Annotated in this window: 26 protein-coding genes; 17 read left to right on the forward strand and 9 right to left on the reverse strand. The window is 68.0% G+C overall.

The window, feature by feature from the left end:
* The first annotated feature begins 22 nt into the window (after nucleotides 1–22).
* The 4 genes from ACZ63D_RS13490 (at nucleotide 23) to ACZ63D_RS13505 (ending at nucleotide 3131) form a co-directional block, all read left to right on the forward strand.
* Entirely contained in the window at nucleotides 23–1420 is a 1398-nt protein-coding gene (locus tag ACZ63D_RS13490; protein ID WP_465354571.1) for a cytochrome P450, read from the forward strand.
* Nucleotides 1421–1555: 135 nt separating this feature from the next.
* On the forward strand, nucleotides 1556–2122 hold the full coding sequence (locus tag ACZ63D_RS13495; protein WP_465354572.1) for a TetR/AcrR family transcriptional regulator: 567 nt from the start codon (nucleotides 1556–1558) through the stop codon (nucleotides 2120–2122).
* 56 nt (nucleotides 2123–2178) lie between these two features.
* Entirely contained in the window at nucleotides 2179–2676 is a 498-nt protein-coding gene (locus ACZ63D_RS13500; RefSeq protein ID WP_465354573.1) for a nitroreductase family deazaflavin-dependent oxidoreductase, read from the forward strand.
* The gene (locus ACZ63D_RS13505; RefSeq protein WP_465354574.1) at nucleotides 2676–3131 is read left to right on the forward strand and encodes an NUDIX hydrolase; all 456 of its coding nucleotides are present in this window, start codon (nucleotides 2676–2678) and stop codon (nucleotides 3129–3131) included. Before ACZ63D_RS13500 ends, ACZ63D_RS13505 begins: the two co-directional genes overlap by 1 nt.
* Nucleotides 3132–3265: 134 nt before the next feature.
* On the opposite strand, the gene ACZ63D_RS13510 is transcribed toward ACZ63D_RS13505, so the two are convergent.
* Entirely contained in the window at nucleotides 3266–3817 is a 552-nt protein-coding gene (locus ACZ63D_RS13510) for a GlcG/HbpS family heme-binding protein (protein ID WP_465354575.1), read from the reverse strand.
* A 185-nt stretch (nucleotides 3818–4002) separates the two neighbouring features.
* Between ACZ63D_RS13510 and ACZ63D_RS13515 the strand changes: the two genes are divergently transcribed.
* Together ACZ63D_RS13515 and ACZ63D_RS13520 are read left to right on the forward strand one after the other, a co-directional pair.
* Nucleotides 4003–5121 carry a sensor histidine kinase gene (locus ACZ63D_RS13515; RefSeq protein ID WP_465354576.1) on the forward strand — a complete coding sequence of 373 codons (1119 nt, stop codon included), beginning with the start codon at nucleotides 4003–4005 and terminating at the stop codon, nucleotides 5119–5121.
* Nucleotides 5114–5749 carry a response regulator gene (locus ACZ63D_RS13520; RefSeq protein ID WP_465354577.1) on the forward strand — a complete coding sequence of 212 codons (636 nt, stop codon included), beginning with the start codon at nucleotides 5114–5116 and terminating at the stop codon, nucleotides 5747–5749. The genes ACZ63D_RS13515 and ACZ63D_RS13520 overlap by 8 nt, the downstream gene beginning before the upstream one ends.
* A gap of 104 nt (nucleotides 5750–5853) precedes the next feature.
* On the opposite strand, the gene ACZ63D_RS13525 is transcribed toward ACZ63D_RS13520, so the two are convergent.
* The 3 genes from ACZ63D_RS13525 to ACZ63D_RS13535 form a co-directional block, all read right to left on the reverse strand.
* A complete protein-coding gene (locus ACZ63D_RS13525; protein ID WP_465354578.1) occupies nucleotides 5854–6732 on the reverse strand; it encodes an SAM-dependent methyltransferase in 879 nt (292 codons plus the stop codon).
* A gap of 30 nt (nucleotides 6733–6762) precedes the next feature.
* Entirely contained in the window at nucleotides 6763–7665 is a 903-nt protein-coding gene (locus ACZ63D_RS13530; protein WP_465354579.1) for a Scr1 family TA system antitoxin-like transcriptional regulator, read from the reverse strand.
* A 154-nt stretch (nucleotides 7666–7819) separates the two neighbouring features.
* Entirely contained in the window at nucleotides 7820–8050 is a 231-nt protein-coding gene (locus ACZ63D_RS13535) for a DUF397 domain-containing protein (protein WP_465354580.1), read from the reverse strand.
* A 947-nt stretch (nucleotides 8051–8997) separates the two neighbouring features.
* Here ACZ63D_RS13535 and ACZ63D_RS13540 point away from each other — a divergent pair.
* Both ACZ63D_RS13540 and ACZ63D_RS13545 read left to right on the forward strand, forming a co-directional pair.
* Nucleotides 8998–9396: a hypothetical protein gene (locus tag ACZ63D_RS13540; protein ID WP_465354581.1), complete on the forward strand. Its 399-nt coding sequence runs from the start codon at nucleotides 8998–9000 to the stop codon at nucleotides 9394–9396.
* A 231-nt stretch (nucleotides 9397–9627) separates the two neighbouring features.
* A complete protein-coding gene (locus ACZ63D_RS13545) occupies nucleotides 9628–10200 on the forward strand; it encodes a hypothetical protein (protein WP_465354582.1) in 573 nt (190 codons plus the stop codon).
* Here the strand turns inward: ACZ63D_RS13545 and ACZ63D_RS13550 are convergent.
* Complete coding sequence (locus tag ACZ63D_RS13550; RefSeq protein ID WP_465354583.1) at nucleotides 10127–11038, reverse strand: helix-turn-helix domain-containing protein; 912 nt, start codon at nucleotides 11036–11038, stop codon at nucleotides 10127–10129. The genes ACZ63D_RS13545 and ACZ63D_RS13550 overlap by 74 nt on opposite strands.
* A 102-nt stretch (nucleotides 11039–11140) precedes the next feature.
* Between ACZ63D_RS13550 and ACZ63D_RS13555 the strand changes: the two genes are divergently transcribed.
* Entirely contained in the window at nucleotides 11141–12046 is a 906-nt protein-coding gene (locus ACZ63D_RS13555) for an MBL fold metallo-hydrolase (protein ID WP_465354584.1), read from the forward strand.
* Between the two features lie 10 nt (nucleotides 12047–12056).
* Entirely contained in the window at nucleotides 12057–13376 is a 1320-nt protein-coding gene (locus tag ACZ63D_RS13560) for a carboxylesterase/lipase family protein (RefSeq protein WP_465354585.1), read from the forward strand.
* A 133-nt stretch (nucleotides 13377–13509) separates the two neighbouring features.
* Here ACZ63D_RS13560 and ACZ63D_RS13565 read toward each other — a convergent pair whose 3' ends face one another.
* Nucleotides 13510–14085, reverse strand: coding sequence for a type II toxin-antitoxin system Phd/YefM family antitoxin (locus ACZ63D_RS13565; RefSeq protein ID WP_465354586.1), 576 nt, complete (start codon nucleotides 14083–14085; stop codon nucleotides 13510–13512).
* A gap of 171 nt (nucleotides 14086–14256) precedes the next feature.
* Between ACZ63D_RS13565 and ACZ63D_RS13570 the strand changes: the two genes are divergently transcribed.
* A complete protein-coding gene (locus ACZ63D_RS13570) occupies nucleotides 14257–15483 on the forward strand; it encodes an MFS transporter (RefSeq protein WP_465354587.1) in 1227 nt (408 codons plus the stop codon).
* Between the two features lie 66 nt (nucleotides 15484–15549).
* The gene (locus ACZ63D_RS13575) at nucleotides 15550–16344 is read left to right on the forward strand and encodes a hypothetical protein (RefSeq protein WP_465354588.1); all 795 of its coding nucleotides are present in this window, start codon (nucleotides 15550–15552) and stop codon (nucleotides 16342–16344) included.
* A 4-nt stretch (nucleotides 16345–16348) separates the two neighbouring features.
* Here ACZ63D_RS13575 and ACZ63D_RS13580 read toward each other — a convergent pair whose 3' ends face one another.
* The gene (locus tag ACZ63D_RS13580) at nucleotides 16349–16747 is read right to left on the reverse strand and encodes a PaaI family thioesterase (protein ID WP_465354589.1); all 399 of its coding nucleotides are present in this window, start codon (nucleotides 16745–16747) and stop codon (nucleotides 16349–16351) included.
* A 31-nt stretch (nucleotides 16748–16778) separates the two neighbouring features.
* Here ACZ63D_RS13580 and ACZ63D_RS13585 point away from each other — a divergent pair, with 31 nt between their 5' ends.
* The gene (locus tag ACZ63D_RS13585; protein ID WP_465354590.1) at nucleotides 16779–17357 is read left to right on the forward strand and encodes a TetR/AcrR family transcriptional regulator; all 579 of its coding nucleotides are present in this window, start codon (nucleotides 16779–16781) and stop codon (nucleotides 17355–17357) included.
* A 4-nt stretch (nucleotides 17358–17361) separates the two neighbouring features.
* On the opposite strand, the gene ACZ63D_RS13590 is transcribed toward ACZ63D_RS13585, so the two are convergent.
* Nucleotides 17362–17958 (reverse strand): TetR/AcrR family transcriptional regulator, encoded by a 597-nt coding sequence (locus tag ACZ63D_RS13590; RefSeq protein ID WP_465354591.1) that lies wholly within the window; start codon nucleotides 17956–17958, stop codon nucleotides 17362–17364.
* Between the two features lie 609 nt (nucleotides 17959–18567).
* Between ACZ63D_RS13590 and ACZ63D_RS13595 the strand changes: the two genes are divergently transcribed.
* The 4 genes from ACZ63D_RS13595 (at nucleotide 18568) to ACZ63D_RS13610 (ending at nucleotide 21972) form a co-directional block, all read left to right on the forward strand.
* A complete protein-coding gene (locus ACZ63D_RS13595; protein ID WP_465354592.1) occupies nucleotides 18568–18885 on the forward strand; it encodes a lactococcin 972 family bacteriocin in 318 nt (105 codons plus the stop codon).
* Nucleotides 18886–19006: 121 nt separating this feature from the next.
* Nucleotides 19007–19981, forward strand: a complete 975-nt coding sequence (locus ACZ63D_RS13600) for a hypothetical protein (RefSeq protein WP_465354593.1) — start codon at nucleotides 19007–19009, stop codon at nucleotides 19979–19981.
* Nucleotides 19978–21285: a hypothetical protein gene (locus ACZ63D_RS13605; RefSeq protein ID WP_465354594.1), complete on the forward strand. Its 1308-nt coding sequence runs from the start codon at nucleotides 19978–19980 to the stop codon at nucleotides 21283–21285. The genes ACZ63D_RS13600 and ACZ63D_RS13605 overlap by 4 nt, the downstream gene beginning before the upstream one ends.
* Before the next feature lie 3 nt (nucleotides 21286–21288).
* Nucleotides 21289–21972 carry an ABC transporter ATP-binding protein gene (locus tag ACZ63D_RS13610; protein ID WP_465354595.1) on the forward strand — a complete coding sequence of 228 codons (684 nt, stop codon included), beginning with the start codon at nucleotides 21289–21291 and terminating at the stop codon, nucleotides 21970–21972.
* Between the two features lie 439 nt (nucleotides 21973–22411).
* Here the strand turns inward: ACZ63D_RS13610 and ACZ63D_RS13615 are convergent, their stop codons facing one another.
* The gene (locus ACZ63D_RS13615) at nucleotides 22412–23437 is read right to left on the reverse strand and encodes a LysR family transcriptional regulator (protein ID WP_465354596.1); all 1026 of its coding nucleotides are present in this window, start codon (nucleotides 23435–23437) and stop codon (nucleotides 22412–22414) included.
* Nucleotides 23438–23478: the final 41 nt, after the last annotated feature.

Raw genomic sequence — 23478 nt, forward strand, 5'->3', positions numbered from 1 at the left:
TGGGTTCAGTAGGGAGCGAGCTGTGGACACGACCGCGATTCCGCACCGGCCGGGCAGGCTGCCCGTGCTCGGCGACCTGCTCGGGGCCAGTCTGCGCACGCCGCTGCAGGGCACCATGCGCGCCGGCGCGGGGCTCGGGCCGATTTTCACCCGCAAGTTCTTCGGCGTGGAGATCGTGTTCGTCGCCGGGATCGACCTGGTCACCGAGCTGAACGACGAGACGAAGTTCGGCAAGCACGTCGGGCTCGGCGTCGAGCGGTTGCGCGCGGTCGCCGGCGACGGGCTGTTCACCGCCCACACCCGCGAGCCCAATTGGCGGCTCGCCCACGACATTCTGCAGCCCGCGTTCTCCGCCGAGTCGATGCGCCGCTACCACTCGACGATGCTCGAGGTCGCCGGCGAGCTGACCGCGTCGTGGGACCGGGCGACCGGTCCGGTCGACGTCGCCGCCGACATGACGCGGCTGACCCTCGAGACGATCGGCCTCGCGGGCTTCGGTTACCGGTTCGGGTCGTTCGAGCGCGCCGAACCGCATCCGTTCGTCACCGCGATGATCCGCGCGCTGCGATTCGCGCAGCTGGAAACCGTCAAGCTCCCGTTCGTGCGGCGCGCGCTGGCCGGGTCGGCGGCGCAGAACCAGGCGGACATCGCGACCATGACCGATCTGGTCGACGAGGTCATCGAAGCACGCCGCCGGGAAGGCGGCGAGGCTCGCGATCTGCTCGGCCTGATGCTCGCCGAGGGCCATCCCGAGACGGGCGAACAGCTCGACCCGGTGAACATTCGCAACCAGGCCATCACTTTCGTCGTCGCGGGTCACGAGACGACGTCCGGCGCGTTGTCGTTCGCGTTGTATTACCTGACGCGCCATCCGGAACTGCTGGCGAAGGCCCGTGCCGAAGTCGACGCGGTGTGGGGCGAGCGCGAACCAGCCTTCGGCGATGTCGCGAAGCTGCGGTACGTCCGCCGCGTGCTCGACGAGGCGATGCGGCTGTGGCCGACCGCGCCCGGCTACTCCCGGGAAGCCCGCGAAGACCTGGTGCTGGGCGGAAAATACCCGATGCGCAAAGGTGATTCGGTCATCGTGCCGCTGCCGATGCTCCACCGCGACCCGACAGTGTGGGGCCCGGACCCGGAGAAATTCGACCCGGACCGCTTCGAACCGGCGGCGGTGCGGAAGCGCCCGGCTCAGGCGTACAAACCGTTCGGCACCGGGGAACGCGCGTGCATCGGCCGCCAGTTCGCGCTGCACGAAGCGGTGCTGGCGCTGGGGATCATGTTGCAGCGTTACGACTTCGAGGCAGATCCGGCGTATGAGCTGAAGATCGCGGAATCGCTGACGCTGAAGCCGAGCGAGTTCACGCTCCGGCCGCGGCTCCGGGAACGGGCGGCCGGGCTGACCTCGGCTGCTGTCCGTTAATTCACCCGTCACCCCATCATCAGGTGAGCTTTCGATCATCGCTTCTCCCGCCGCGGAAGACCGCGCTACGATCAGGGCAGTCGTACAGGACGATCGCCCTGTACGACTGCCCGGGGCGATCGACCAGGAGAGCGGATGACTTCACCGGCGGCGGCACGCGGCCGTGACGTGCGGCAGCGGTTGCTGGCGGCGGCGACGGAGCTGGTGCCGGAACGCGGCTGGAGCGCGGTGAGCACCCGCGTGCTCGCGGACCGGGCCGGGGTGACGCCGAGCGTCGTGCACTACCACTTCCCGTCCTTGCAGGCGTTGCTGCGCGAGGCGGTTCTCGACGCGATGCGCGAGGTGCTGGAAAGCGTCGGACCCGCGCTGGCCGCGACGCAGAACCCGGCTGACCTGGTGACCGCGCTGTTCGGCTCGGTCGAGCCGTACACCGGGGTGGACCCGGTGTCGGTGCTGTTCGTCGAGGCGTACCTGGCCGCGAGGCGCGACGACGAGCTGCGCGACCAGATTGGTGGGCTGCTCCTGGCGTTCCGCGCGCAGGTCAGCCGGTGGCTCGCCGAGCGCGGCGTGCCCGAACCGGACGCGACCACGGAGGTGCTGGTGGCGGCCATCGACGGCCTGCTGCTGCACCGCGGTCTCGCTCCCGGCGGAGATCCGGCCGCAGTCACCGGGATTCTGCGCGGGTTGGTCACCCAGCCCTAGGGAGGGGCGCCTGCGATGCGGAACCCGCACCATTCGGCGAGGGAAGGAGTCCGACCGTGAACCCGATCGCGCGCACAGTCTTCAAAGCACCGGCGAAGCTGTACGACCATGACCTGAGATGGTTGCTGGGCAAGCGGTTTCTGTGCCTGACCCACTTCGGCCGCAAATCCGGCCGTCAGTACCGGACCGTGCTGGAGGTGATCGGACTCCGCCCGCAAACGGAGGAAGTGCTGGCCATCGCCGGACTGGGTCCGTCGTCCGACTGGTACCGCAACATCCAGGCGGCCCCGGCGGCGGAAGTGGCGCTCGGCCGCCGGAAATTCGTCCCCTCGCACCGAATCCTCGACGAATCCGAAGCAGCCGACGCGATCGCCGACTACGAACGACGCAACCTGCTGCTGCGTCCGGTTTTGCACCCCGTGCTGAGCAAACTGCTGGGCTGGCGCTACGACGGCTCCGCCGCCGCCCGGCGCCGGATGGCCCAGCAGCTGCCGATCGTCGCCTTCCGCCCGCGCGGCGGAACCGTCCCCGACCAAGAAGGTACAGACCACTGATGAACTACATCGCCGAGCTGCGCGAACTAGTCGGCACCCGCCCGCTCATCCTGCCCGGCACGTCGGTGCTGATCGCCGACGAACGCGGCAGGCTGCTGCTGGTGTTCCGCCAGGAAAGCCAGGACTGGGGGCTGCCCGGCGGATTCCTCGATCCCGGAGAGTCCTATGAGGACGCTGGCCGCCGCGAGGTGCGGGAGGAAATCGGCCTGGAGGTACGGGACCTCGAACTGCTCGGCGTCTACTCCGGTCCGGAGTACTTCTACCGCTACCCGCACGGCGACGAGGTCCACAACGTCACCGCCGCGTTCACCGCGACCGTCGAGAACACCGAGGTCACCGTAGACGGCTCGGAGATCACCGGCTACGAGTTCTTCCCGCTGGACCGGCTCCCGGACGACATCATCACGCCGGAACGGCCGATCGTCGAGGACTACGTGAAGCGGTTCGGCGGCTGACGCCCGGTCGCTGGGGTTCGGTGGTCGCGGCGACGGAACGCTCCGGCATGCACTCGGCCGACCGCCCTTGCCGCCGCGCCTGGCGGGCTCCGCCGTCCGAGACGAAGCCCGCCAGGCAAAAGCCGGACCCGGCCTCACTTGCCGAGCGCGTCCACCCCGGCCTGCGCGAAGCTCTCGTCCTGCGCACCCGACGGCGCACCAGCCACGCCGACCGCCGCGATCGGGGCGTTGTTCGCGTCCACTGGGACCGCACCGGCGAGGAACAGCGTGCCCTTGATGTCCTTCAAAGTCGGGGTCTGCTGCAGCCGGCCGGTCAGCTCCGAGGTCTTGGCGTTCCACGAAACCGCGGTGAACGCCTTCTGCTCAGCCGACGAGTACGACTGCGGGCCCGCACCGTCGCCGCGCAAGGTGACGATGGTGTTGCCGTCGCGGTCGACCACCGCGACCGACACGTGCTGGCCCGCCTTTTCGGCGGCGGCGAGCGCGGCCTGCGCGGCCTTCTGCGCGGCGGCGATCGACAGGTGCGTGGTCTGGACCAGACTCTTCTGCACGGCCTGAGCAGCGGGGGCTGGGGCAGCGGGCTGGGTGGCGGCGTTGGCGGCCAGCGCACCGGTGGTGGCGGCTCCGATCACGGCGAGGCCGCCGACGACGGTGGCGATGCGGGTTTTGGCGGTGAAGTTCTTCATCGGGGGCTCCTTGGCTTGTCCGGCTTGATGCGTTCATCGTGCGTCCGGGACCGCCTTCACCGGATCGGAGTCCCGGCTCGCCTCGCGGTGTGGAACGGCCGACACTCAGGTCATCCGATCGGCTGATGCCGGCCGGGTTCGCACAGGTCAGGCTCCACAGACGAGACGGAAAGCGGAGGGCGGCGATGACCGATCGGGACGCGCGGTGGCTGGCCGCGACCATGCACACGGCGTTCTTCCTGCTGCTGGTCGCGTCGGTCGTGCGCTTCCTCGACCACCACCGCGGCGAACCGGCCGCACCCTGGGTGATCGCGCTGACCGGCTGCCTGGCCGCGGTCTACGCAGTCGGCTTGGTGCTGCGGGTCACCGGGCCCGAGCAGGTGACCGTGCCGTATCTGGCCTGGCTGACCGCCGTGACCGCGCTGTGGGTGGTGCTGGTGCTGCTCGCGCCGAGTTTCGCGTGGTGCGCGGTCCCGCTGTTCGTCACCGGCCTCCGCACGCTGCCCACCGGACCGGCGTTGGTGCTGGTGACGCTGGTGACCGCGCTGGTGGTGCTCTCGCAGAACCGGCTCTCGACCGGCTTCGACCCGAACCTGACCATCGTTCCGGTGGCCGTCGCCGCAGTGACCGCCGCGGTGATCACGTACCTGCGGCGGCAGGCGGTGCGGCTCCGGGAAACCGAGCGGCGCGCAGGAATGCTGGACGAACGCCAACGGCTGTCGCGCGAGATCCACGACGCACTGGCGCAAGGTCTCTCCAGCCAAGCGATGCTGCTCCAGGCGGCCGACCGCGCGTGGAACAATCCGGACCTGGCCCGGGAGCATCTGCTTGCGGCACAACAGATCGGCGCGCGAAACCTGGCCGAAACGCGCGGCCTCGTGCAGGACTTGGCCCCCGCCGACCTCGACGGACATTCCGTCGAAGAAGCGCTGCGGAACGTCGCCGAACGCGAACCGCGGCCGGTGCGCGTCCAGATCGACGGCCCCGCGCGACCGTTGCCCAGCCGGGTTCAGTCCACCTTGGTGCGGATCGCGCAGGGGGCGCTGGCCAACGCGCGCGAACACGCCGACGCGTCGGGAGTGGCGCTCACCCTTACCTACCTAGACGATGAGGTCGTGCTGGACATCACCGACGACGGCCGCGGTTTCGACCCGGCTGCCCCCTCCGCCGACGGCCGCGGCCACGGCCTGCCCGCCATGCGCGCGCGGGCGAGTCAGCTCGGCGGCCGGTTGACCGTCGAATCCACGCCCGGGCAGGGCACCGCCATCTCGGCTGCGATTCCGTTGGGACCACACCATGTCTGACGAGCAGTCGATCCGCGTCGTGCTGTGTGACGACCATGCCATGGTCCGCGCCGGATTGCGTGCGCTGCTGGCCGGGGCTGGCGGGATCGAGGTCGTGGGGGAGGCGGCGACGGGGCAGGAGGCGATCAGTCTCGCTGCTGCGTTGCGGCCGGATGTGGTGTTGATGGATTTGCAGCTCGGTGACGGGATGGATGGTGTGGAGGCTATTCGGCGGATTCGTTCCGCTGCTGAATCGCCTCGGGTGCTGGTGTTGACCACTTACGACACTGATGCGGATATCACGCGGTCTATTGAGGCTGGGGCTACTGGGTATTTGCTCAAGGCTGAGTCGGCGGACGAGCTGTATGCGGCGATTCGGGCTGCTGCGGCGGGGAGGACGGCGCTGTCGGCTCCGGTGGCGGACCGGATGATGGCGCAGTTGCGTTCGCCTCGGCCTGCGTTGACTGATCGGGAGCGGGACATTCTCGGGCAGCTCGCGCAAGGGGTGGGGAATCGGGAGATCGCTCGGCGGTTGTTTATCAGCGAGGCTACCGTTAAGACGCATTTGGGGCGGATTTATGAGAAGCTGGGGGTGGATACCCGGGCTGGGGCGGTCGCGGTGGCCAAGGAGCGGCGGTTGCTGGCGTGAGGTTTGCCCCGGGAATCGGACACCGGTTTCCTGCCCGGAGAGCCTCGGCGAGCTCAAGCGAGGGTAATGACCGGAGATAACAGAAATCTCCGTCATTTCAGACGTCACCGCTTGCGCGCCACCCCGGCGAGCAGCAGCGACTCGTTGGCCGTGTCGAGCGGGAGGGTCTGCTCGCCCGGGCCAGCCTCTTCCGGATGCCACAGCGGAGTCCAGGTGACGCCAGGCTCGAGCAGGGCGAAGTCGCCGAACAGCCCGGTGATCTCGGCTCGGCTGCGGTAGATGAGGTCGGTGCCCGCGTCGGCGTACCGCTGCTTGGCGTCGGCGAGCAGCTGCTCGCTGCGCGGCGGGACGCCCTCGTCGGTGACGTGGGACAGCGCCAGGTACGACCCGGGCACGACGAGGTCGCGGTATTCGGCGGTGAGGCTGGGCCCGAGGTCCGCGGTGGCGCCGCTGCAGGGCGCGGGCGGCTGCTGGATGTGCAGGACGCAGATCAGCAGCAGCGCGACCGGCTGGTCCGGGTCGAAGACGCCCGAATCGGCGAGCAGGGACCACAGCCGCGGCGGGTCGCGCAGGTCGGCGTGCAGCGCGACGTGCCGCGCCGGGTCGCCCCTCTCCCGCAGCAGGCTGGTGGAATGCGCGACGGCGACCGGCTCGCTGTCGACGTACGCGACTTTCACCTCGCCCGGCGCGATTTGCTCGGCGATTTCGTGCGCGTGCCCCATCGTGGGGAGGCCGGAACCGAGGTCGACGATTTGCCGGACGCCCTTGCGCACCAGATGCCGGACCGCCCGGTGCAGAAACCGGCGATTGGCCTGCGCGATCGGGCGCACCACCGGATAATCGCGCAGCATGCGTTCCGCGAACTGCCGGTCGATTTCCCAATTCGCGGTTCCGCCGAGGTAATAATCGTAGACGCGCGCCACGCTGGGATGGCTGAGATCGATCCCCGGCGGCGGAAAGCGCTCTTGATCCAGGCCAGTCACAAGCGTCTCCTTGTGGTCGACGGCGCGGGATCAGCGTAGCGGCTCTCCGGGCCCTCCGGCAGCGGGCGGACGGGTGCTGATCAGATCGGCCTCGGCTTCTTCGAGAAGAATGGCCGATTCCTCCGCCGAAAGGGCGACACTCGAAAGGGATTCCCAGGATTGCAGATCGGTGTCGTAGGTTTCGGAGTCGTTCATGAAAGTCTGGACGCCGTTCGACGTTTCGGCGAACGAACGGTCGAGTTTGCTGTTGGCGAACTGCAAAATCGTGAAATCGGGCCCGACGTGCAGCGGGCCGTTTTCGAACGGCACGAACCGGATGGTCGCCCCGGGATGGTTGCGGGCGAGATGCAGCAGATGCCGGACCTGGCCGAGCGCGACGTACGGGTTGGCCGTGCGCGCCCAGGTCAGCCGGTGGAGCGCGCTTTCGCTGAGAATGAACTTGTACGTCCGTTCCGGGTAGTCGTCGAGGAGTTTGGCCCGCAGCTTGCGTTCGTGCACCGCGTCGTTCACGTCCGTGCGGCCGTAAGCCTGGAACTGTTCCATCATGTAGTCCTCGGTCTGCAGCATCCCGCTGATGCGCTCGCCGGTCCACTTCAGGATGATCGCGGCCTCCTGCTCGGCCTCGAACACCGGATGGAACCAGGCCGGGCTGGCCGCGAGGCGGTGGGCGTTCCACACCCGGTCGGCGCGGGCCGCCTGGTTGTACTGCCGCATCGGCTCCGCCTCGTCCGGGCCGATTCCGAGGACGTCGATCCATTTGTCGAGCAAATGCGGATGGATGCGGGTTTTGCCGCGTTCCATCTTGCTGATGTTCGGCTGCGTGTAGCCGAGTGCGTCGCCGAGCTCGCCTTGGGTCAGCCCGCGTTCGACGCGGGCGGCGACGAGAATTCTGCCCAGTTCGACGAGCTGGGCCTCGACGGAAAGACGGCTCACGAGGAGTGAGCCGTCCGATCGGGGGAGGGGGACACACCGTTGCCGGGCACGAATGCATAGTAGTCCTAGCATTACCGAGGGCCAAGGCGGCCGGGTCCGCCCGGGAGTCCGGGCTGGGCGCCGAATGGGGGCCGGGAGGACGAGTCGTGCGCGGTCAGCGGTCGAATTGCCCCTCGCGCAGCGCGCCGGCGAACGCCGCCCATTCCTGGTTGCCGAAGACGAGCGCGGGCGCGTGGCCGATCTTGGAATCCCGTACCGCGACGACGTCGGGATCGCTGAGATTGATCTCCACGCAGTCGCCGCCGTTGCCGCCGCACGCCGACGGACGCTGCCAGGCGGTGTCGTCGAGAGAAGAGCTCACGGTGTTCGGATCGTAGGAATTCATGATTCCGTCCTTGTCAAGCCGTTGGCCTTTTCCGGAATATTCAACCTCGATGATCGAGGAAGGAATATGCCGAAGCAAGGCGCGGACTTGCACAATGCCGAAATGGCCGGACGGGTTCACCTGTTTGGCGTCGGGACAGTTTTCTCGCGGTGATCGCGGCCGTGTTCCTGTCCTTTTCCTGGCCGGGATTTGTCCAGTGCGGCGGCGTTAGCGGCTGGTCGGCGGCTTTCGACAGGCGTTGGCAGGGGCGCCGGAAACCGTGGTGGCGAGGCATGTCAGAATATTCTGCCCAGGCTCGGCGGCATGCATATTCCAGTCGGCAGATGCCTTAAGGTATGCGGCGAACGGACGACTTCGCGGTAGGTTGGCTGAATGCCAATTTTCTGACCGCGGCCGGGTTTTCGCGGAAAAATCACTGGTCAGGGCTCCGTATGGGGTCGGGTGGCGCTGGTTTCCCGGTTCTTCGTGATCTTGTTCTCGGCAAGCTCATGCTACCACTCTTGTGAGTGATGAAAATCCGGCGCCGGTGCGCTAAAAATCGCCGCCTTCCGCAGGTGCGACGAGCTTTTCGCCCCTGTCGAGACGGTGCGTGCAATTCCTTGGTGCGACCGTTAACGCAGGTGGGGGCTGGTCAAAACCAGATTGGACACGCGTGAACCGGAGCTGAGCCGAGAGGTTCGCCGAGGCCGAAGTGTGCGGAACCGCTGGACTGAACCGGGGAACTGATATTGCGCACGGTAGTTCGCCGTGTCTCTTTGCCGTTAACCGACGGCTGAGTGCCGCTCAGCGAGGCAACCGTCAGTGGGTATCGAGGTCTGCGCGAGCTCCTGGCCAAGATAAGAAGCATCGATCTGGGTCGCGCGCCCGGAGAGATGGAAGTGGCCCCCTGCGGGAACAGGGGGCCACGGGAGTGTCTGAAACCCGCTGCTACGCAAAGGACAGACTCGATGACCCTACCGCTGGAGAACACCGGCCCGCTAGACGACGACGGCGCCGGAAGGGTGGAACGCGTCGAATTCGGCGCGGCCGTCGCCCCGGCCCGCGGCGGACGGCGGATCGCCACCCGGGACGAGATGATGGCCGCCGCGACCAAGGTCTTCGCCCGCCGCGGCCCGGGCCGGCACCGCAAACCCGTCGCCCGGGGCCGATGGGTGTGCGCGGCGTCGGATGCGCTGTCGTGGCTGGCGCCGGTGTTGTGGGGGTGCGTGCAGCTGTCGTTCGCCGCGAGCGTGATCAGCGCGGTGACGCTGCTGATCAGCCCGGTGGTGGGGGTCGCGGTCGCCGGGCTGGTGCTGATTTGCAGCGTGGTGCTGTTCAACCAGGCTCGGCCCAGTCATCGCCGGTAGGTTCGACCTCGGCGGCCCGTGTCATGCGCCGCCCACCCGGTCCGGCAAGCGCTTGGCCACGGCCTGATCGTCACCCTCAGCACGAACAGCCCGCCCCTCCCTTGTCCAGATGGAGTGTCAGGAGCGCTGCTGATTCACCCGGAAACCGCTTCCGCTAACTCGGAGCGCACCGAAACTTCAGAAAGTTCACCCGGCAAGGTGGCGGGCGTTGTCCAACTCAGAGAGCAGGGTATGACGGCTGTCCACGCTGACATCGATCCGACCACGCCGGAAACGGACCCGGTCGGCGGTGCTCGCGTCCTCGGCGCGATCGCCAACTACGGACCGGACCTGCAGCGCGCGCACGTAGCGATCGGCAAGGGCCTCGCGAAGGCGGAAGTCCCGGCGGCGAACCGCACTCTCGCGGTGACTGACGCGGGTGCCATCCCGTACTTCAGCGGCTGGGAATCGATCGACTACATCGGCCTGAATGATCGCGCGATCGCGCACGGAGCGGACCCGACCGACGTGGTCGCGAACGCCCGTCCGACGGTGGTCGTCGTGACTGCCGTCGAACCGGTGCCGACGGCAGGACGGTACGGCTTCGACCTGGCTCGCGGCACCGCCGGGTACGTGCGGGTCAACTCCGTGGAGCTGCGCAAGGGGTACTGGCAGGTGGTCTACGCGCTGCCGCAGTACGCGGGGACTGTGGGCTCGCAGGTTCAGGAGGCTGTTGCGCAGGCCGCTCCGGCTAACGACCCTGGGCAGTCGCAGGACACGGTCGAACGCTGGCTGAACCGGTTGCGGCGGCAGCTGCCGTTCTGACCGGGTCTTGGCTGCTCACTTGCCGAAGCAGCTTCAACGCTTCCTCCGAAGCCGACCCCGCCGGAGTTGTGCACACGATCAGCACCTGTTCCGGCGACCGCGCCACCGACAGCGTTTGCTGCGTCACCGTCACCCGGCCGATCACCGGGTGCCGTAGTTCGTACGAATCGGCGTCGCATGGGCTGACCCGGTGGTCCCGCCACAGCGAGACGAACTCCGGGCTTTTCATCGTCAGCTCGCCGATCAGCTCGGCCAGCAGCGGGTCGTCCGGGTGTTTCCCGACGGTGCTGCGCAGGTTGCCGACCACTGCGCGGGCCTTGCGTTTCCAATCCGCGTACAGCTCGCGGCAATGCGGGTCCAGGAACAGCATCCGGCTCAGGTTGGGGCGTTGGGCCAGGTCCAGGTGCCCGGCCAGCAAGGCGTGCCCGAGGGTGTTCCACGCCAGCACGTCTGTTCGGCGGCCGAGCACCAAGGCTGGGACGCTGTCGAGCGCGCGCAGGAGGTCGCGCGTTTCGTCGGCCAGCTTTTCCGGGCGTGGACGGCGCGGTTGCGGCGTGCGACGGGCGGCCTCGGCGAGGCGGTCGAGGTGGGCGCGTTCGTGGGTGTCCAGCTGGAGGGCGCGGGCGATCGCGTCGAGCACTTCGGCGGACGCGCCGCGGGAAAGTCCCTGCTCCAGCCGGGTGTAGTACGAGACGCTGACGCCGGCCAGGTGCGCCAGCTCTTCTCTGCGCAGCCCGGCGACCCGGCGGCGGGGGCCGACCTCCCGCAAGCCGACATCGGAGGGACGCAGCCGGGCGCGTCGTGCGTGCAGGAAGTCTCCTAGCGGGCCAGCGGTCATGGATTCCACTATCCGCCGCTTGAGATATTACTGCCACACCCTGCGCGGGGTAGGAAAACGGGGGAGTGGTCCGGCCGCGCCGGTCCGCGCAGGCTCGGTCGCATGGACGAGATCATTCTGGGCGACGTCACGGTCACCCGCGTCAAGGAGTTCTACGGTTCGGTCGAGATGGGCCCGGACCAGTTCTTCCCGGACAGCCCCGCGGGCTCGTGGGACGAGCATCGCGGCTGGCTGGCCCCCGACTTCTGGGACCCGGAGACCGGCGAGTGCCAGTCGGCGATCCAGTCCTGGCTCTTGCGCAGCGAAGGCCGCACGATCCTCGTCGACACCGGCGTCGGCAACCACAAGGACCGGCCGTACGCGCCGGTGTGGAGCCGCCTCGACACCGGGTACCTGGACCACCTCGGCGCCGCTGGTATCTCACCCGAGGACGTTGATGTCGTGATCAACACTCACTTGCATATCGATCACGTCGGGTGGAATACCCGCCTTGACGGCCGAGCCTGGGTGCCGACCTTTCCGAACGCCACGTACCTGATGCCGTTGCGGGACTTCGAGTTCTGGAACCCGGCTAACGAAAACGAGAGCGTGCTCGGACGCGGGAACCAGAACGTCTTCGAGGACAGCGTCGCACCGGTGCAGCAGGCGGGACAGGTCCGGCTGTGGGACGGGACTTACCAGATCGACAAGAACCTGCGGCTGGACCTCGCGCCCGGGCACACCCCAGGCTCGTCCGTGCTGACGCTGGACTCCGGCGGTGACCGGGCGGTGTTCGTCGGCGATCTGGTGCACACCCCGTTGCAGATCGCGGAGCCGGAGGTCAACTCGTGCTTCTGCGAGAACCCGGCGGAGGCGCGGGCGACCCGGCGCGCGCTGCTCGGGCGGGCCGCCGAGGACAACGCCTTGCTGTTCCCGGCGCACTTTCCCGGGGCCGGAGCGGCGGAGGTCGAACGGGACGGGTCCAAGTTCGCGATCAAGAAGTGGGCCGGGTTCTCCCGGATCTCCTGAAGGGATTCTCGTGGCTCAGAAAGAAAATCCAGTCGTCGAAACCCCGGCGGGCGCGGTGCGCGGTCTTCGTGACGCAGCGGGCGAACTCTACCGGGCCATTCCCTACGCGGCGGCCCCGATCGGTCTTGGCCGGTTCACCCCGCCCGCGCCGCACCCCGGCTGGTCCGGAGTCCGCGACGGTACTCAGCCGTCGCCGACCGCCCCGCAGCCGACGCGGGACTTCGGGCGACTCGACCTGACTCCCTACTTCGGCCCGGGTTGGGTCCCCGGCGAGGAATATCTGACGGTCGACGTTCGTACACCAGCCGCGGACGCTGGCCGTCGCCCAGTCATGGTTTTCGTGCACGGCGGCGGGTTTGTCACCGGATCGACCCGCGCCGCGCTCTACAACGGGAGTGCTTTCGCTCGCGACGGTGTCGTGCTCGTGACGGTGAACTACCGTATCGGCATTCCCGGTTTCCTTGCCCTGGAAGGAGCACCGGACAATCGCGGGCTGCTTGATGTCATCGCCGCGCTCCGGTGGGTGCGTGAGTCGATCGCCGCGTTCGGCGGGGATCCTGGGAACGTCACGGTGTTCGGCCAATCGGCGGGGGCCACGCTCACCTGTGCGTTGCTCGCGACCCCGGAGGCCAAGGGATTGTTCCGGCGCGCGATTGTCCAAAGTGGAAGCGGCACGGGTGCGTTCACTCCGGAACAGGCGCAGCGGGTTACCGCTGCCGCGGCTGCTGCATTGGGGATTGAGCCGACAGCAGCGGCGTTCGCTGAGATCTCAGACGAGCGGTTCCTGGATATCTTGCCCGCGCTGGCCGGGTTGGACTTACGCACCGATAGCGCCGCTGACCCGCTTGCCGGACTCAGCCCGTTCAGTCTCGTTTTGCCGGTGCAGGCCGCGGAATGTCTGCGCGGTGACGTCGATCTGATGATCGGTACGAACACTGAGGAAGGGCGGCTTTATCTGGTGCCGCAGGGAAAATCGGACGAGCCCGCCGACCAGTTGGGCGAATTGCTGTTCGGGGCTGGCACCGCTCGCATGGCACAGGCGCATGCTGAGATATCACCTGGTCGCACTTATGTCTATTCGTTCGGCTACCGCTCGACCGCGCTGGACGGACGGCTCGGTGCGGCGCACACCGTCGAGCTGCCGTTCGTCTTCGATCTCGCGGACGCACCGTGGCTGCACGGCGACACCGGGTTGCTCGGTCCGGACCCGGCTCCGGCGGGTCTTGCGGCGGAGGTGCATGGCGCTTGGGTGGCGTTCGCGCGGGATGGGAGTCCGGGCTGGGCGGCTTATGAGCGGTCGCGGCCTAAGGTGCGTCGCTTCGGTGGGTGAGGGTTATTGGGCTGGTTCGGCGGATGCCGGTGCGATTGGGCGGGTGCGCCTTGCACGGGGGAGACGGTGTGTCACCGGCAGCGGTATGAGGTGCGTTGCCTCAGTGGTTGAGCTGGTTCGGTGGCTGCTGGAGTCACGAATCCGCAGGGCCGATCTCCATCGGCGCGGCACCGCCACCGCCAAGCTGTCGCCGCTGGGTGACGGCATGGTCGAGCTGCCGCGCGAGATGCGGGACGTTCGCCGAGGTCAGGTAAGTTTCCGCACCGGCGTCGAGCAGCCGCCGGATCGGTCCGTGGTAGCTGACGCCCAGCTCCGCGTCCTCGACCTCGGCGAGGACGACCCGAGCCTTCGGGAACTTCGCCCGCAAGCCCCCGATCAGCTGCGGGCTGACCGGCGGCACGAGCAGCACGTCGGCGGTGGCGGGCGCCGAGTGCAGGTCCAGTACGAGATAGTCGGAGCCGAGCTCGGCGGACAGCGACATCCGGGCCGAGGCTGACAGCTTCATCGCGGTGGCGACCACGGTCACGTCGTCGTAGTCCGTCCGCGGCGGTTCGGAGCGGATGCCGGAGATGGTCGCGACCGGGGTACCGTCCCTGGTGAGGACCAGGTTTTCGCCGGGTTCGAGCGTCTCGATGAGGTCCGCGAGGTCTCGGGGAAGACGGCCGACGTCGATCTGCCGCATGCCCGGCACGGCGCGTTCGCCGGTCATGACCGGGCCGGTTGGCTGAGCAACTCTCTCAAGCTCACGGACTCGGCGGAGACAAGCGATAGCGTCGTCATGGAACTCGATCATCCCACAACAGCGAGCACCTCGTGGGGATCACGGGTGATGGCGTTTTCTCGCCAGCGTTCCCCGCCCCGCGCTTTCTACGCTCGGCCAGTGCATTCAGATATCACGCCGCGCCTTCGCGGTTCGGTCGTCGGATTCGTCTCGCTCGCCGCCGCGCTAGGCACTGCGGCCATCTACCCGTTGCAGCCCGCGATCGCCGAGGTTGGCGGTGCGCTCGGCGCCTCGCTCGGTTCGGTCGGCATCGCGCTCGCTTGCGGACCGGTCGGCTACCTGTGCGGGCTCGCGCTGCTGGTGCCGCTCGTCGACCAGTTTCCGCCGCGCTACGTCCTTTCCGCGCAGTTCGGCGCGCTTGCCGTCGCGCTGGGACTGAACGCGCTCGTCGGCCAGGTGTGGTTACTCGGCCTGGTGCTCGGCGTGCTCGGAGCGTGCTCGTCGGTCGGGGCTGGACTGAGTTCCGTGACCGCCCGGCTGGCCAGCCCGGACCGGCGCGCTACCGCACTGGGAATCGTCACCGCTGGTATCTCAGCGGGGATCCTCGCGGGCCGCATCGTCGGCGGCTGGCTGGCTGACCTGATCGGCTGGCGCGCCATGCTGGGCGTTTTCGCCGTCGCCTGCGCGATTGTCGCGGTCATGGTGCTGCTCGTGCTTCCTTCGGTGGCCGGCGCGAACCAGCGCGGCTACCTCGCCACTTTGCGCTCGATTCCCGGACTGTACCTGAGATACCCGGCTCTTCGGCTCGCGGCAGTCCGGGGGACGCTCTGGTTTTTCGCGTTCTGCGCGGTGTGGTCCGGAATCGCGGTCGCTCTGTCGAAGCCGCCCTTTGAGTACTCCGCCGAACGCATCGGGCTTTACGCTTTCGCTGGCATATTGGGAATCTTCGCTACCCGCGTCGCGGGTGCGTGGACCGATCGCGTGGGTGCGCGCCGGGTCGTCCTTTGTGGATTGAGTCTCGCTGGCCTTGTCAGTGCGGTGCTTGCCATCGCGCTGCCGAGCACTCTTTCGACGCTGGTCTGCCTGGCCCTGTTCGACGCCGGTCTTTTCGCTGCCCAGGTCGCGAACCAAAGCACGGTGCTGGCGATCGAGCCTAGCGCGCCAGCGCGGTTCAACAGTGCTTACATGGTCGTATATTTCGCGGGCGGAAGCCTCGGCACCGCATTCGGCGCGACGGCGGCTGAGCAGGTCGGCTGGCCGGTGACGGCGGTCGTCACCGTGGCGGTGATGGTGGCCGCCGCAATCGTCACTCTGCTCGCTCGAACACAGCACGCGGGAACCGAAAACCTGGCTGAGGACGCGGAACCAGCCGCACCGCGGAGTTAGGAACGAATCCCTCGCGCGCGGCGTCGGAGGATCGTATCCGCACCGCGCTTCGAAAGGACTCCATCGGTGAACGACGACTGGCCCGAGCAAATCGATGGCTGGGAACTCGCCCGGCACGACCGGGTCGAGGCCTACCGCAAACGCCTGGCCAACAACGTCACGGTCACCGCGACCTGGGACGGCGGTGCCGGTGCCGGCCGGGTGGAAGCCTACGTCGAACCGGCGGGGATCGGACGGACGTTGAGCCGGAGCCGCAAGGACATCCGCGGCAAAGAGGCATTCTGGACCGCCGCGCACTGCGTGGTCGAGATGGCCGCGAATCTGCCTTCGCTGAGCCAGGGACAGGAGAGCCCGGCCGAGCTGGTGGTGTTCGGAGACGTCGCGGGGACCGTCGAAGCCGAGCCGGGCAGTGCCGGAGTCCCGGAAGCGGAGCTGACGTTCACGCTGACCGACGGCCGCAGCGTGGCCCTGCGCATGTCCGACGAGCAGGCGTTCGACCTATGCCGTCGCATCGATCGGCTTGAGGACCATGTGTGGTCCGAAGAACGGGAAGAGGATGAGCCCGTCGAGGACTCCCTTGTGGACGCCGTCGCCGAGGTGCCGGACGCGAGCGGGCACCGGTCGAGCCCGGATACCGGCCATGACGTCGTCGGTCTTCTGGGCACGCGGTTCGGGGTCGCCGAGGACAATCTGCTGGCCCATGTCGACTGGTCGGCGGTGATCGTCGTCGGCGAACCCGCCGTCGGCCCGCTGATCGAGCGGGGCGACGAGCTGGCCGCTGCTGTCGGGCCGCGCTGGCATCCGGCGGTCGTCGACCGGCCGGGAGAGCAGTGGGTGGTGCTGCGTCGCGCGCTGAGCTGACATATTACGGCGCTGGACGCAGATAGGTCAGCGTGTGATGGGAGACCTGCCGTCCGCCGCCGTCGGTGACTGTCGCGGTGCCGTAGATCGTCCGGCGGCCGGTCCGGGTCAGGGACGACTCGCAGGTCAGGTCCGACCTCGCGGCGCCGAGGAACGCGGTCGTCATGTTCACCGTGACGGCCGGTTCCTCGGGCCCCAGGACGGAAAGGATCGCGATCCAGCAGGTGACGTCGGCGAGCGTCATGGCGCACCCGCCCTGCAGAACGTTGCCGGGGCGGAAAAACTCCGGCCGGGCGGGCAGGGAAAGAGCCGCGGCGCCCCGATCGACGGAGTTCACCCGGAACCCCCACCACGGCCCGAACGGGCTGCTGTCGATGATCTCCTGAGCCCGTACCGTATCCACACCCAAAAACATAACATGATTAGGTAGATGGATGCGGCGAACGAACGAGGAACGCTCCCGGACGACCCGGCAAGGCCTGGTCGAGGCCGCGCGCCGGCTCTTCGCTGAGCAGGGCTACGCGGGTGCCTCGCTGGCCCAGATCGCCGCCGCGGCGGGGACCACCACCGGTGCGGTCTACCACCACTGGGAGAACAAGCAGGAGTTGTTCCAGGCTGTGGTCGAGCAGGTGCACGCCGATTTGCACCGAGTGTTGCGCTCTCGGGGCGCCAGGGGAGCGCCGTCGGACCGGCTCAAGGCGTCTGGGTCGATCTTCCTCCGCCGGTGTGCGGACCCGGCCGTGGGGCGGATCCTCTTGGTCGACGGCCCGTCCGTGCTGGGCCAGGAAAAGTGGCGAAAGCTGGACGAACAGTGGTGGAGAGAACCGACTGTCGCGCTGCTGCGCGAGGCTGGCGGTTCCGGCAGCGGTCTCGAAGAGCTCGCGGTTGCCCTGCTGGGGTCGCTCACCGCGCTCGGGCAGGAGATCGCGCGCGATCCGCGTCCGAGCCGGATTCGGCGGTGCCAGCAGGCATACCGGATGCTGGTCGATGCGGTCTCAATCCAGGTGATCTGAGATATCACGGAGCGGCAAGAAGAAGCGCGGCCCGCACCGCTTCCTCGATGTGCGCGCTTGCCGTCCCGCCGTGCCGCAACGCGTCCTCTGCCAGCTTTTCCAGTCCGCCGAACAAAATCAGCGCGCGGTTCCGCGACAACGGAGTGCCTCCGGACTCCCGGAATTCGGTGCCGCCCGAGATGGCGCGGACCACGTTGACGTACGCGTCGCGGTTCAGGCCTGCGGAGATCGGGGCGTCCAGCAGCGGTACGTCACGGAGGTAGCTCAGCATGACGGCCGGCCGGGCGTCGACGACGCCGATCCAGGCTGTGACGAGCTGGCGGAGTTGCGTCTGCCAGGGCGCGGTGCGGTCGACCGCGGCGGCGATCTGCGCGGATCCCGTTTCGGCCGCTTCCTTGAGCAGGGCGAGCAGGCAGGCTTCTTTGGAATCGAAGTGCTCATAGAAGCCGCGGCGGGAGGTGTGCGCCCGGCCGACCAGATCGCCGATCGTGACCTTCGCGAACCGTTTTTCCGCCAGCAGCGACTCCAGCGCGCCGGTGAAGCGGCTCCGGTAGGCGCCGGGGCGCTCGACGGGCGTTTCCGGCTCTGCAGCGCGTGGCACCGCGCGGGTCCTTCCTGTCCGCGATTATCGCGCGATTCTACCAGTCCTGGAGCGGGTCGTATTCCGAAACGGGAGCGGGGTATTCGGCGAATGGAAGACGGAAAGCGGGCAGCGGCATTCGGCGGTGCTGGCTGGTCTGGGTGGCAGCGACCGGTGCGCCGCGCGAGGAGCGGTTGCGCCATCTCGGTGACATCATCGAGAGACCTTTGGCCGATTGCGGGCACGTTCGGTAGTGTTTTGTTCCAGCGTCAGATGGGGGAGTCGAGCGCTAGGGGGATTCAGGTGTTTTCACCGCTTTTCGCCGAGCCGCGCGGGAGACGCGGCACTCTGTGACGAACTGACTTTCACCGCAGGTCAGTGAACACGTGATGACGGGCGCGGGTGCGTCTGTCCGCGTAGAACGCGCCTGCTCGCCGGAATGCTCCGGCACGCGCGTCCCGTCGGCTGGGGGCTGACGGGCGGAACGCGGCTGTCCTCGTCCGGCATTACTGCGCCGGATTGAACCTGAATGTTTTTCATTCGGGTCAGGGGGTCGGTTTGCTCAGTGAAAATAAGGAAAAGAATGGGGAAATCATGACAATGGGGTCTGCTTCTCTGAAGATCGCCAGGGTGGCTTCGGTCGCTTCGCTCGCGGTCGTCATGTCCGCGGGGATCGTTTCGGCCGCGAACGCGGCGCCGTCCCGGACGGTGGTCCCGGCGGGCTGCGGCAGTGCCGGCGGCGGTACCTGGTGCCACGGTTCCGGCGCCGACGGGATCTGGAAGGGCTGCTACTCGAATTACAACCACCCGCGGAACTACCACAGCTCGACGGCGGCGATCGGGGCCGCCAACGACAAGCGGTACAACTACGCCGGTTCCTGGTCCAACGCGCACGCCCACGCCGGCTGGGCCTACACCTGCTACACGTACTACAACCCCAACGCGTGATCGTGTCCTGACGTTCCGGGCATGATCACCCCGGTGCGGTGCCGGGCCAACGGCGTCCCGGCATCGCATCTCCACCGCGTCTCCGCCACCGCAAGCACGCAGCGACGAGAGCGAGCCTCCCGTGCGACTGATCCTTTCTCTTCTTTTCGCGGGAATCCTGTTCGCCATTCCGGCGGTCGTGCTGATGGACGTCGCCCTTGACCAGGAAGCGCGAAGCGAGACCGCGGCGGACCGTGTCGGCGTGCCGTTCGAGTGGCCGGAACGTCCGCAGGCAGCCGATCCTGGTACCACGCTGCGCATTCTCACCGACGCGGCTGAAGAAACCGGTGCCACGGTGGTGCGCACCACCGTGAGCATCCAAGCGGACCGCAAACGCATTACGCACTACGTCTTGCTGGGTGGCGATCGGACCGCTCTGTTCAGTGAATTCCGCCTTGCGCAGGGGCGCTGGCTGACTGAGGCGGAGTCGCGCGGCAGTTCGGCTACCGTCTCGTCTGCGGGCGAGACGGCAAGCGTTGGATTGCCAGCGGTTTTCGCTGACCGATATGATCTTGCGTTCGCGCCGTTGTGGCAGGCGTTCGATTCCTTGCCCTCATCTGGTCGATACATTGTGGACGCGGGGCCAGCCACGGATCGCTTTCTCGGGCTCGTCCGCGAACGATTGGCCAAGGCAGGCGTCACGGGATTGACTCCTGCCGACTTGGTTCCGCCTGACCGTGGTGCGCAGTCAACGCCAACCGTTTCCGGGCTTCGAATCCTGACATATCTTCTGGCGGCTGTGTCCACTGTGGTCATCGCGTTCCGGTTGCTGCGCGAGGGAAAAAGGATCGGAATCCTCCGGTTGACCGGGTACTCCGCGCCCAGGATCTGGTACGCGATCGTGGGCAGGACACAGCTCGGCACTGTTCTCGTCGGACTGGGCGCGTGCGCCGCAGTCGTCCTCGTCGTTCCCGGCGCGGACTCGTCGTTTGGGTACGCGCTCGCCGCCGCGATGGCACCGGTGACCGTCGCCGGATTCGCGGCGACGCTGGGCATCGGACTGTTCATCGTCCACCGGGTGCGCGTTTCGGATCTCGTCAAAGGAAGTCTGCAGTGAAGCACAGGACGCGGCACCGTTCGCCGTTCGGCTTGGCGATCGCCGCACCGGCCGTGGTGAAAGCGGTGTGCGGAGCGATCCTCGCCGTGCTGGCCGTAGTGGTCTGGCAGCAGTTCTCCGAACTGGCGAAGCAGCGGGAGCTGCTGGCACCGTGGGAAAAAGTCCAAGGCTATGCCGTCTTTTACCCGCGGCTGATCGGAAACGACCAGCAGGAAATGGAAACCGGCGGCAACGCCTCGTCGGTCGCCGAAGCGCGAGACCTCTACCCGGTGCTCGACCGGGCAGGCGCGCTCTTCGTCGACGCCGCGAACTACGAGCCGGGCACGCCGCCGGACCCGACGTCGCGGTGGCCGGTGCCGCCGATCCGGGTCAACACGCATTACCTCGAGCAGTACCCGATTCTGGACACTGCGCGGAAGCCGATCACGGTCGCCGCCGACGATCCGGAATGGGTCGTCGCCGTTCCCGAGCAGTTCAAACCGCAGGAAGCTCAGCTCCGGCAGCTCCTTCAGGAAACCCGCACCGGCGGTCCGGAAATCACCGGTGCGACGCAGGCCGAACAACGTGTCACCGGCGACCGGCCGCGGTTCACCACCCAGCGGGTCCGGATCGTCTGGACCGCTTCCGGCCAGGGTGTGTTCAGTTACGATCCCCAGGTCAATCCGGGGCACGGAAACCTGATCACGGACCCGATCGTCGAGATCATGACCCCGGCGAACAGCCTCACTGTCGACCGGCTCAACGCGATCACCGGCGGCTTGGACACCGGGCTGAAGGTCCGCGTCGGCACCGATCCGGCGGGAACGCTGGCCGCACTCGGCCCGAAGCTCAAGGAACTCAAGCTCGACGACAACCTGCGGCACCTGGTCACCGTGCACGAAGCCATGGCCGCGCAGCTCGACCAGGTGCGCGGCGGCATCACCCAGATCACCGTGTTCGCGGGTGCGGCGCTGTTCGTCCTGATCGCCCTGACCGCGGTGATCGTGATCATCGGTTCCGACCGGCTGCGCCGGCGGCTCACCGTGCGGAGACTCCACGGCATCGGATTCGCCCGCTCGTACCGGGAACTGCTGGTCGCACTCGGCGGGACGTGGCTGGGCCAGACCGTGCTGGCTGGGATCGGACTGGCGGTGCTGGCGGCGAACACGCTGGCCCCGTCCGATGCCCAGACCAGCCCTCTGGACCGACTACCGGAACTGGTTGCCGTATCAGTGATATCTCTGGCGCTCGAGGTGATGTTCGTGGTGGTGACGGCCCGCGTAGTGGAACGCCGGAACACGGTCAAACGCTTGAAGGAGCTGTGACCCATGGAATTCGCGTGTGAGCTCCGGGAAATCCGGAAAAACTACGGTCGCCGCGAGGTCTTGGCCGGCTTCGGCGTCGGCATCGAAGCGGGCGAGTTCACCGCGCTGACCGGCGCGAGCGGGGCCGGGAAGTCGACGGTGCTGAACCTGATCGGCCTGCTGGAAGCGCCCGACGCCGGCGAGGTCCGGCTGTTCGGCGAGCGAGCGCCGCGACCCCGCTCCCGGGCGGCAAACCTCCTGCGCCGCAACCGGCTGGGATATCTGTTCCAGAACTTCGCCCTCATCGACAGCGAGACGGTCGAGCACAACCTGGAGGTCGCGCTCACCTACGCCAAACGCGGGACTCCGAAGCAGGACCGCATCCGGGAAGCTCTCGCGCAGGTCGGCTTGCGCCGGGCGGAACACCGGAAAATCCACTCGCTGTCCGGCGGCGAACAGCAGCGGGTCGCGGTGGCGCGGCTGCTGCTGAAACCGTGCGAGCTAGTCCTGGCCGACGAACCGACGGGCTCGCTCGACGCCAAGAACCGCGACCGGGTCCTGGACCTGCTGCAGAAGCTCAACGAGGCGGGTAAGACGGTCGTCGTGGCGACACACGACGAGGCGGTGGCTGAGCGGTGCTCGCGGGTGGTGGATCTTTCCGGATATGTCGCGGGGGCAGCGTCGGAGCGGGTTGGCAGCGGTCATTGAAGCTGGAGTACGGCTGGTTCCGCTGTGGCGCAGGGTGGTGCGGCTACGTGATTTAGCTCCGGGGGCCGGGGAGAGCGATCATGGTGGCGACGAGAGGGTGCGCGGGGCTGGAGGCAGTGTTGGAGCGGGTCGGCAGCGGTTATTGAAGTCGGGGCACGGCCGGTTCCGCTGTGGCGCAGGGTGGTGCGGCGGCCACGTGATCTAGATCCGGGACCTCGGGGAAGGTGATCGTGGTGGCGACCAGAGGGGTGCGGGGGGCTGGAGGCAGCGTAGGAGCGGGTCGGCAGGCGTCCTTGAAGCTGGAGTACGGCCGGTTCCGCTGCGGCGCAAGGTAGCGCGGCGGCCACGTGATCTAGATCCGGGACCCGGGAAAGGCGGTCGTGGTGGCGACGAGGCGATGCTCGGGGCTGGTGCCAGCGCAGGAGCCGGTCGGCAACGGTCATTGAAGCCGGAGCATCGCCGGTTCCGCCGCGGCGCACCCGGGTTCGTCGATCGGCGGCAGGATATTCGCCGGGTCCGCGCACACCCCGCGAATGACGTCCGCGACCCGGAGCAGCAAACCTAGCCGGGGATGGTGCGGCGGCCAGGCGATCCCGATTTCCCGCGGCGACACGATCTCGCTCAGCGAGAACCGTGTGACGCCCGGATGTCGTTGGCCCAGCGCGAGTTGCGGCACGATCGAATACCCGACGTCCGCGGCGACCAGCGGTTCCACGACGTGAATCTTGTCGGTGTCGAAGACCCAGTTCGGCTCGATGCCCTGACGACGGAGTTCGGCGGCGACCTCCAGTTGTTCGCTGGTCAGGCACACCATGGGCAGGCCGCGCAAATCCGCCGGGCGGATCCGGGCGGACGTCGCCAGCGGTGCGTTCCGGGGTGCGAGCAGGATGAACGGGTCGCTGAACAGTTCCAGGCCGTGGGCTTCCCCGCTTTGCAGGGGGAAGATGACGAACGCGATGTCGATCTCGCCGAACCGCAGCAGTTCCTGCAGGCGGACGTCGTCGTCGACCTCGATGGGCTTGATCCGGCACGGCAGGTGCTGCGCGCGCGTGGCGGCCAGCACGAGCGGCATCACCCGCACCGCGACGCTCGAGAACACGCCGATCCGGACCGTCGGCTCGCGGCCGTCCCGCATGTCCTGGATGTGCCTCGTCGCGGTGCGGAGGATGACCTGGACCTGTTCGGCGGCGTTGACCAGGGCGATCCCGGCGTCGGTGAGCCGCACCTGGCGTTGCCCGGACATCCGGCGGACCAGGACGACCCCGAGCCGGCGTTCGATCGACGCGATGCGCTGGCTGACCGCGGGCTGGCTGCACCCGAGCGCAGCCGCGGCGGCCGCGAAGGAACCTTCGTTCGCGACCGCGTAGAGCGCTCTCAGCTGCAGCAGGGTGAGGCGGCCGTTGTCGCACCAGATGGCGTCCAGCACAACCCGGCCGAGCCGGTTCCGTCGTTCCGCGCCGATCATGGGCTGGCCTCCTTGGCGGGTGGCGCCGGGTAGCTCAGGGT

This window comes from Amycolatopsis sp. NPDC104775 (assembly GCF_055583325.1).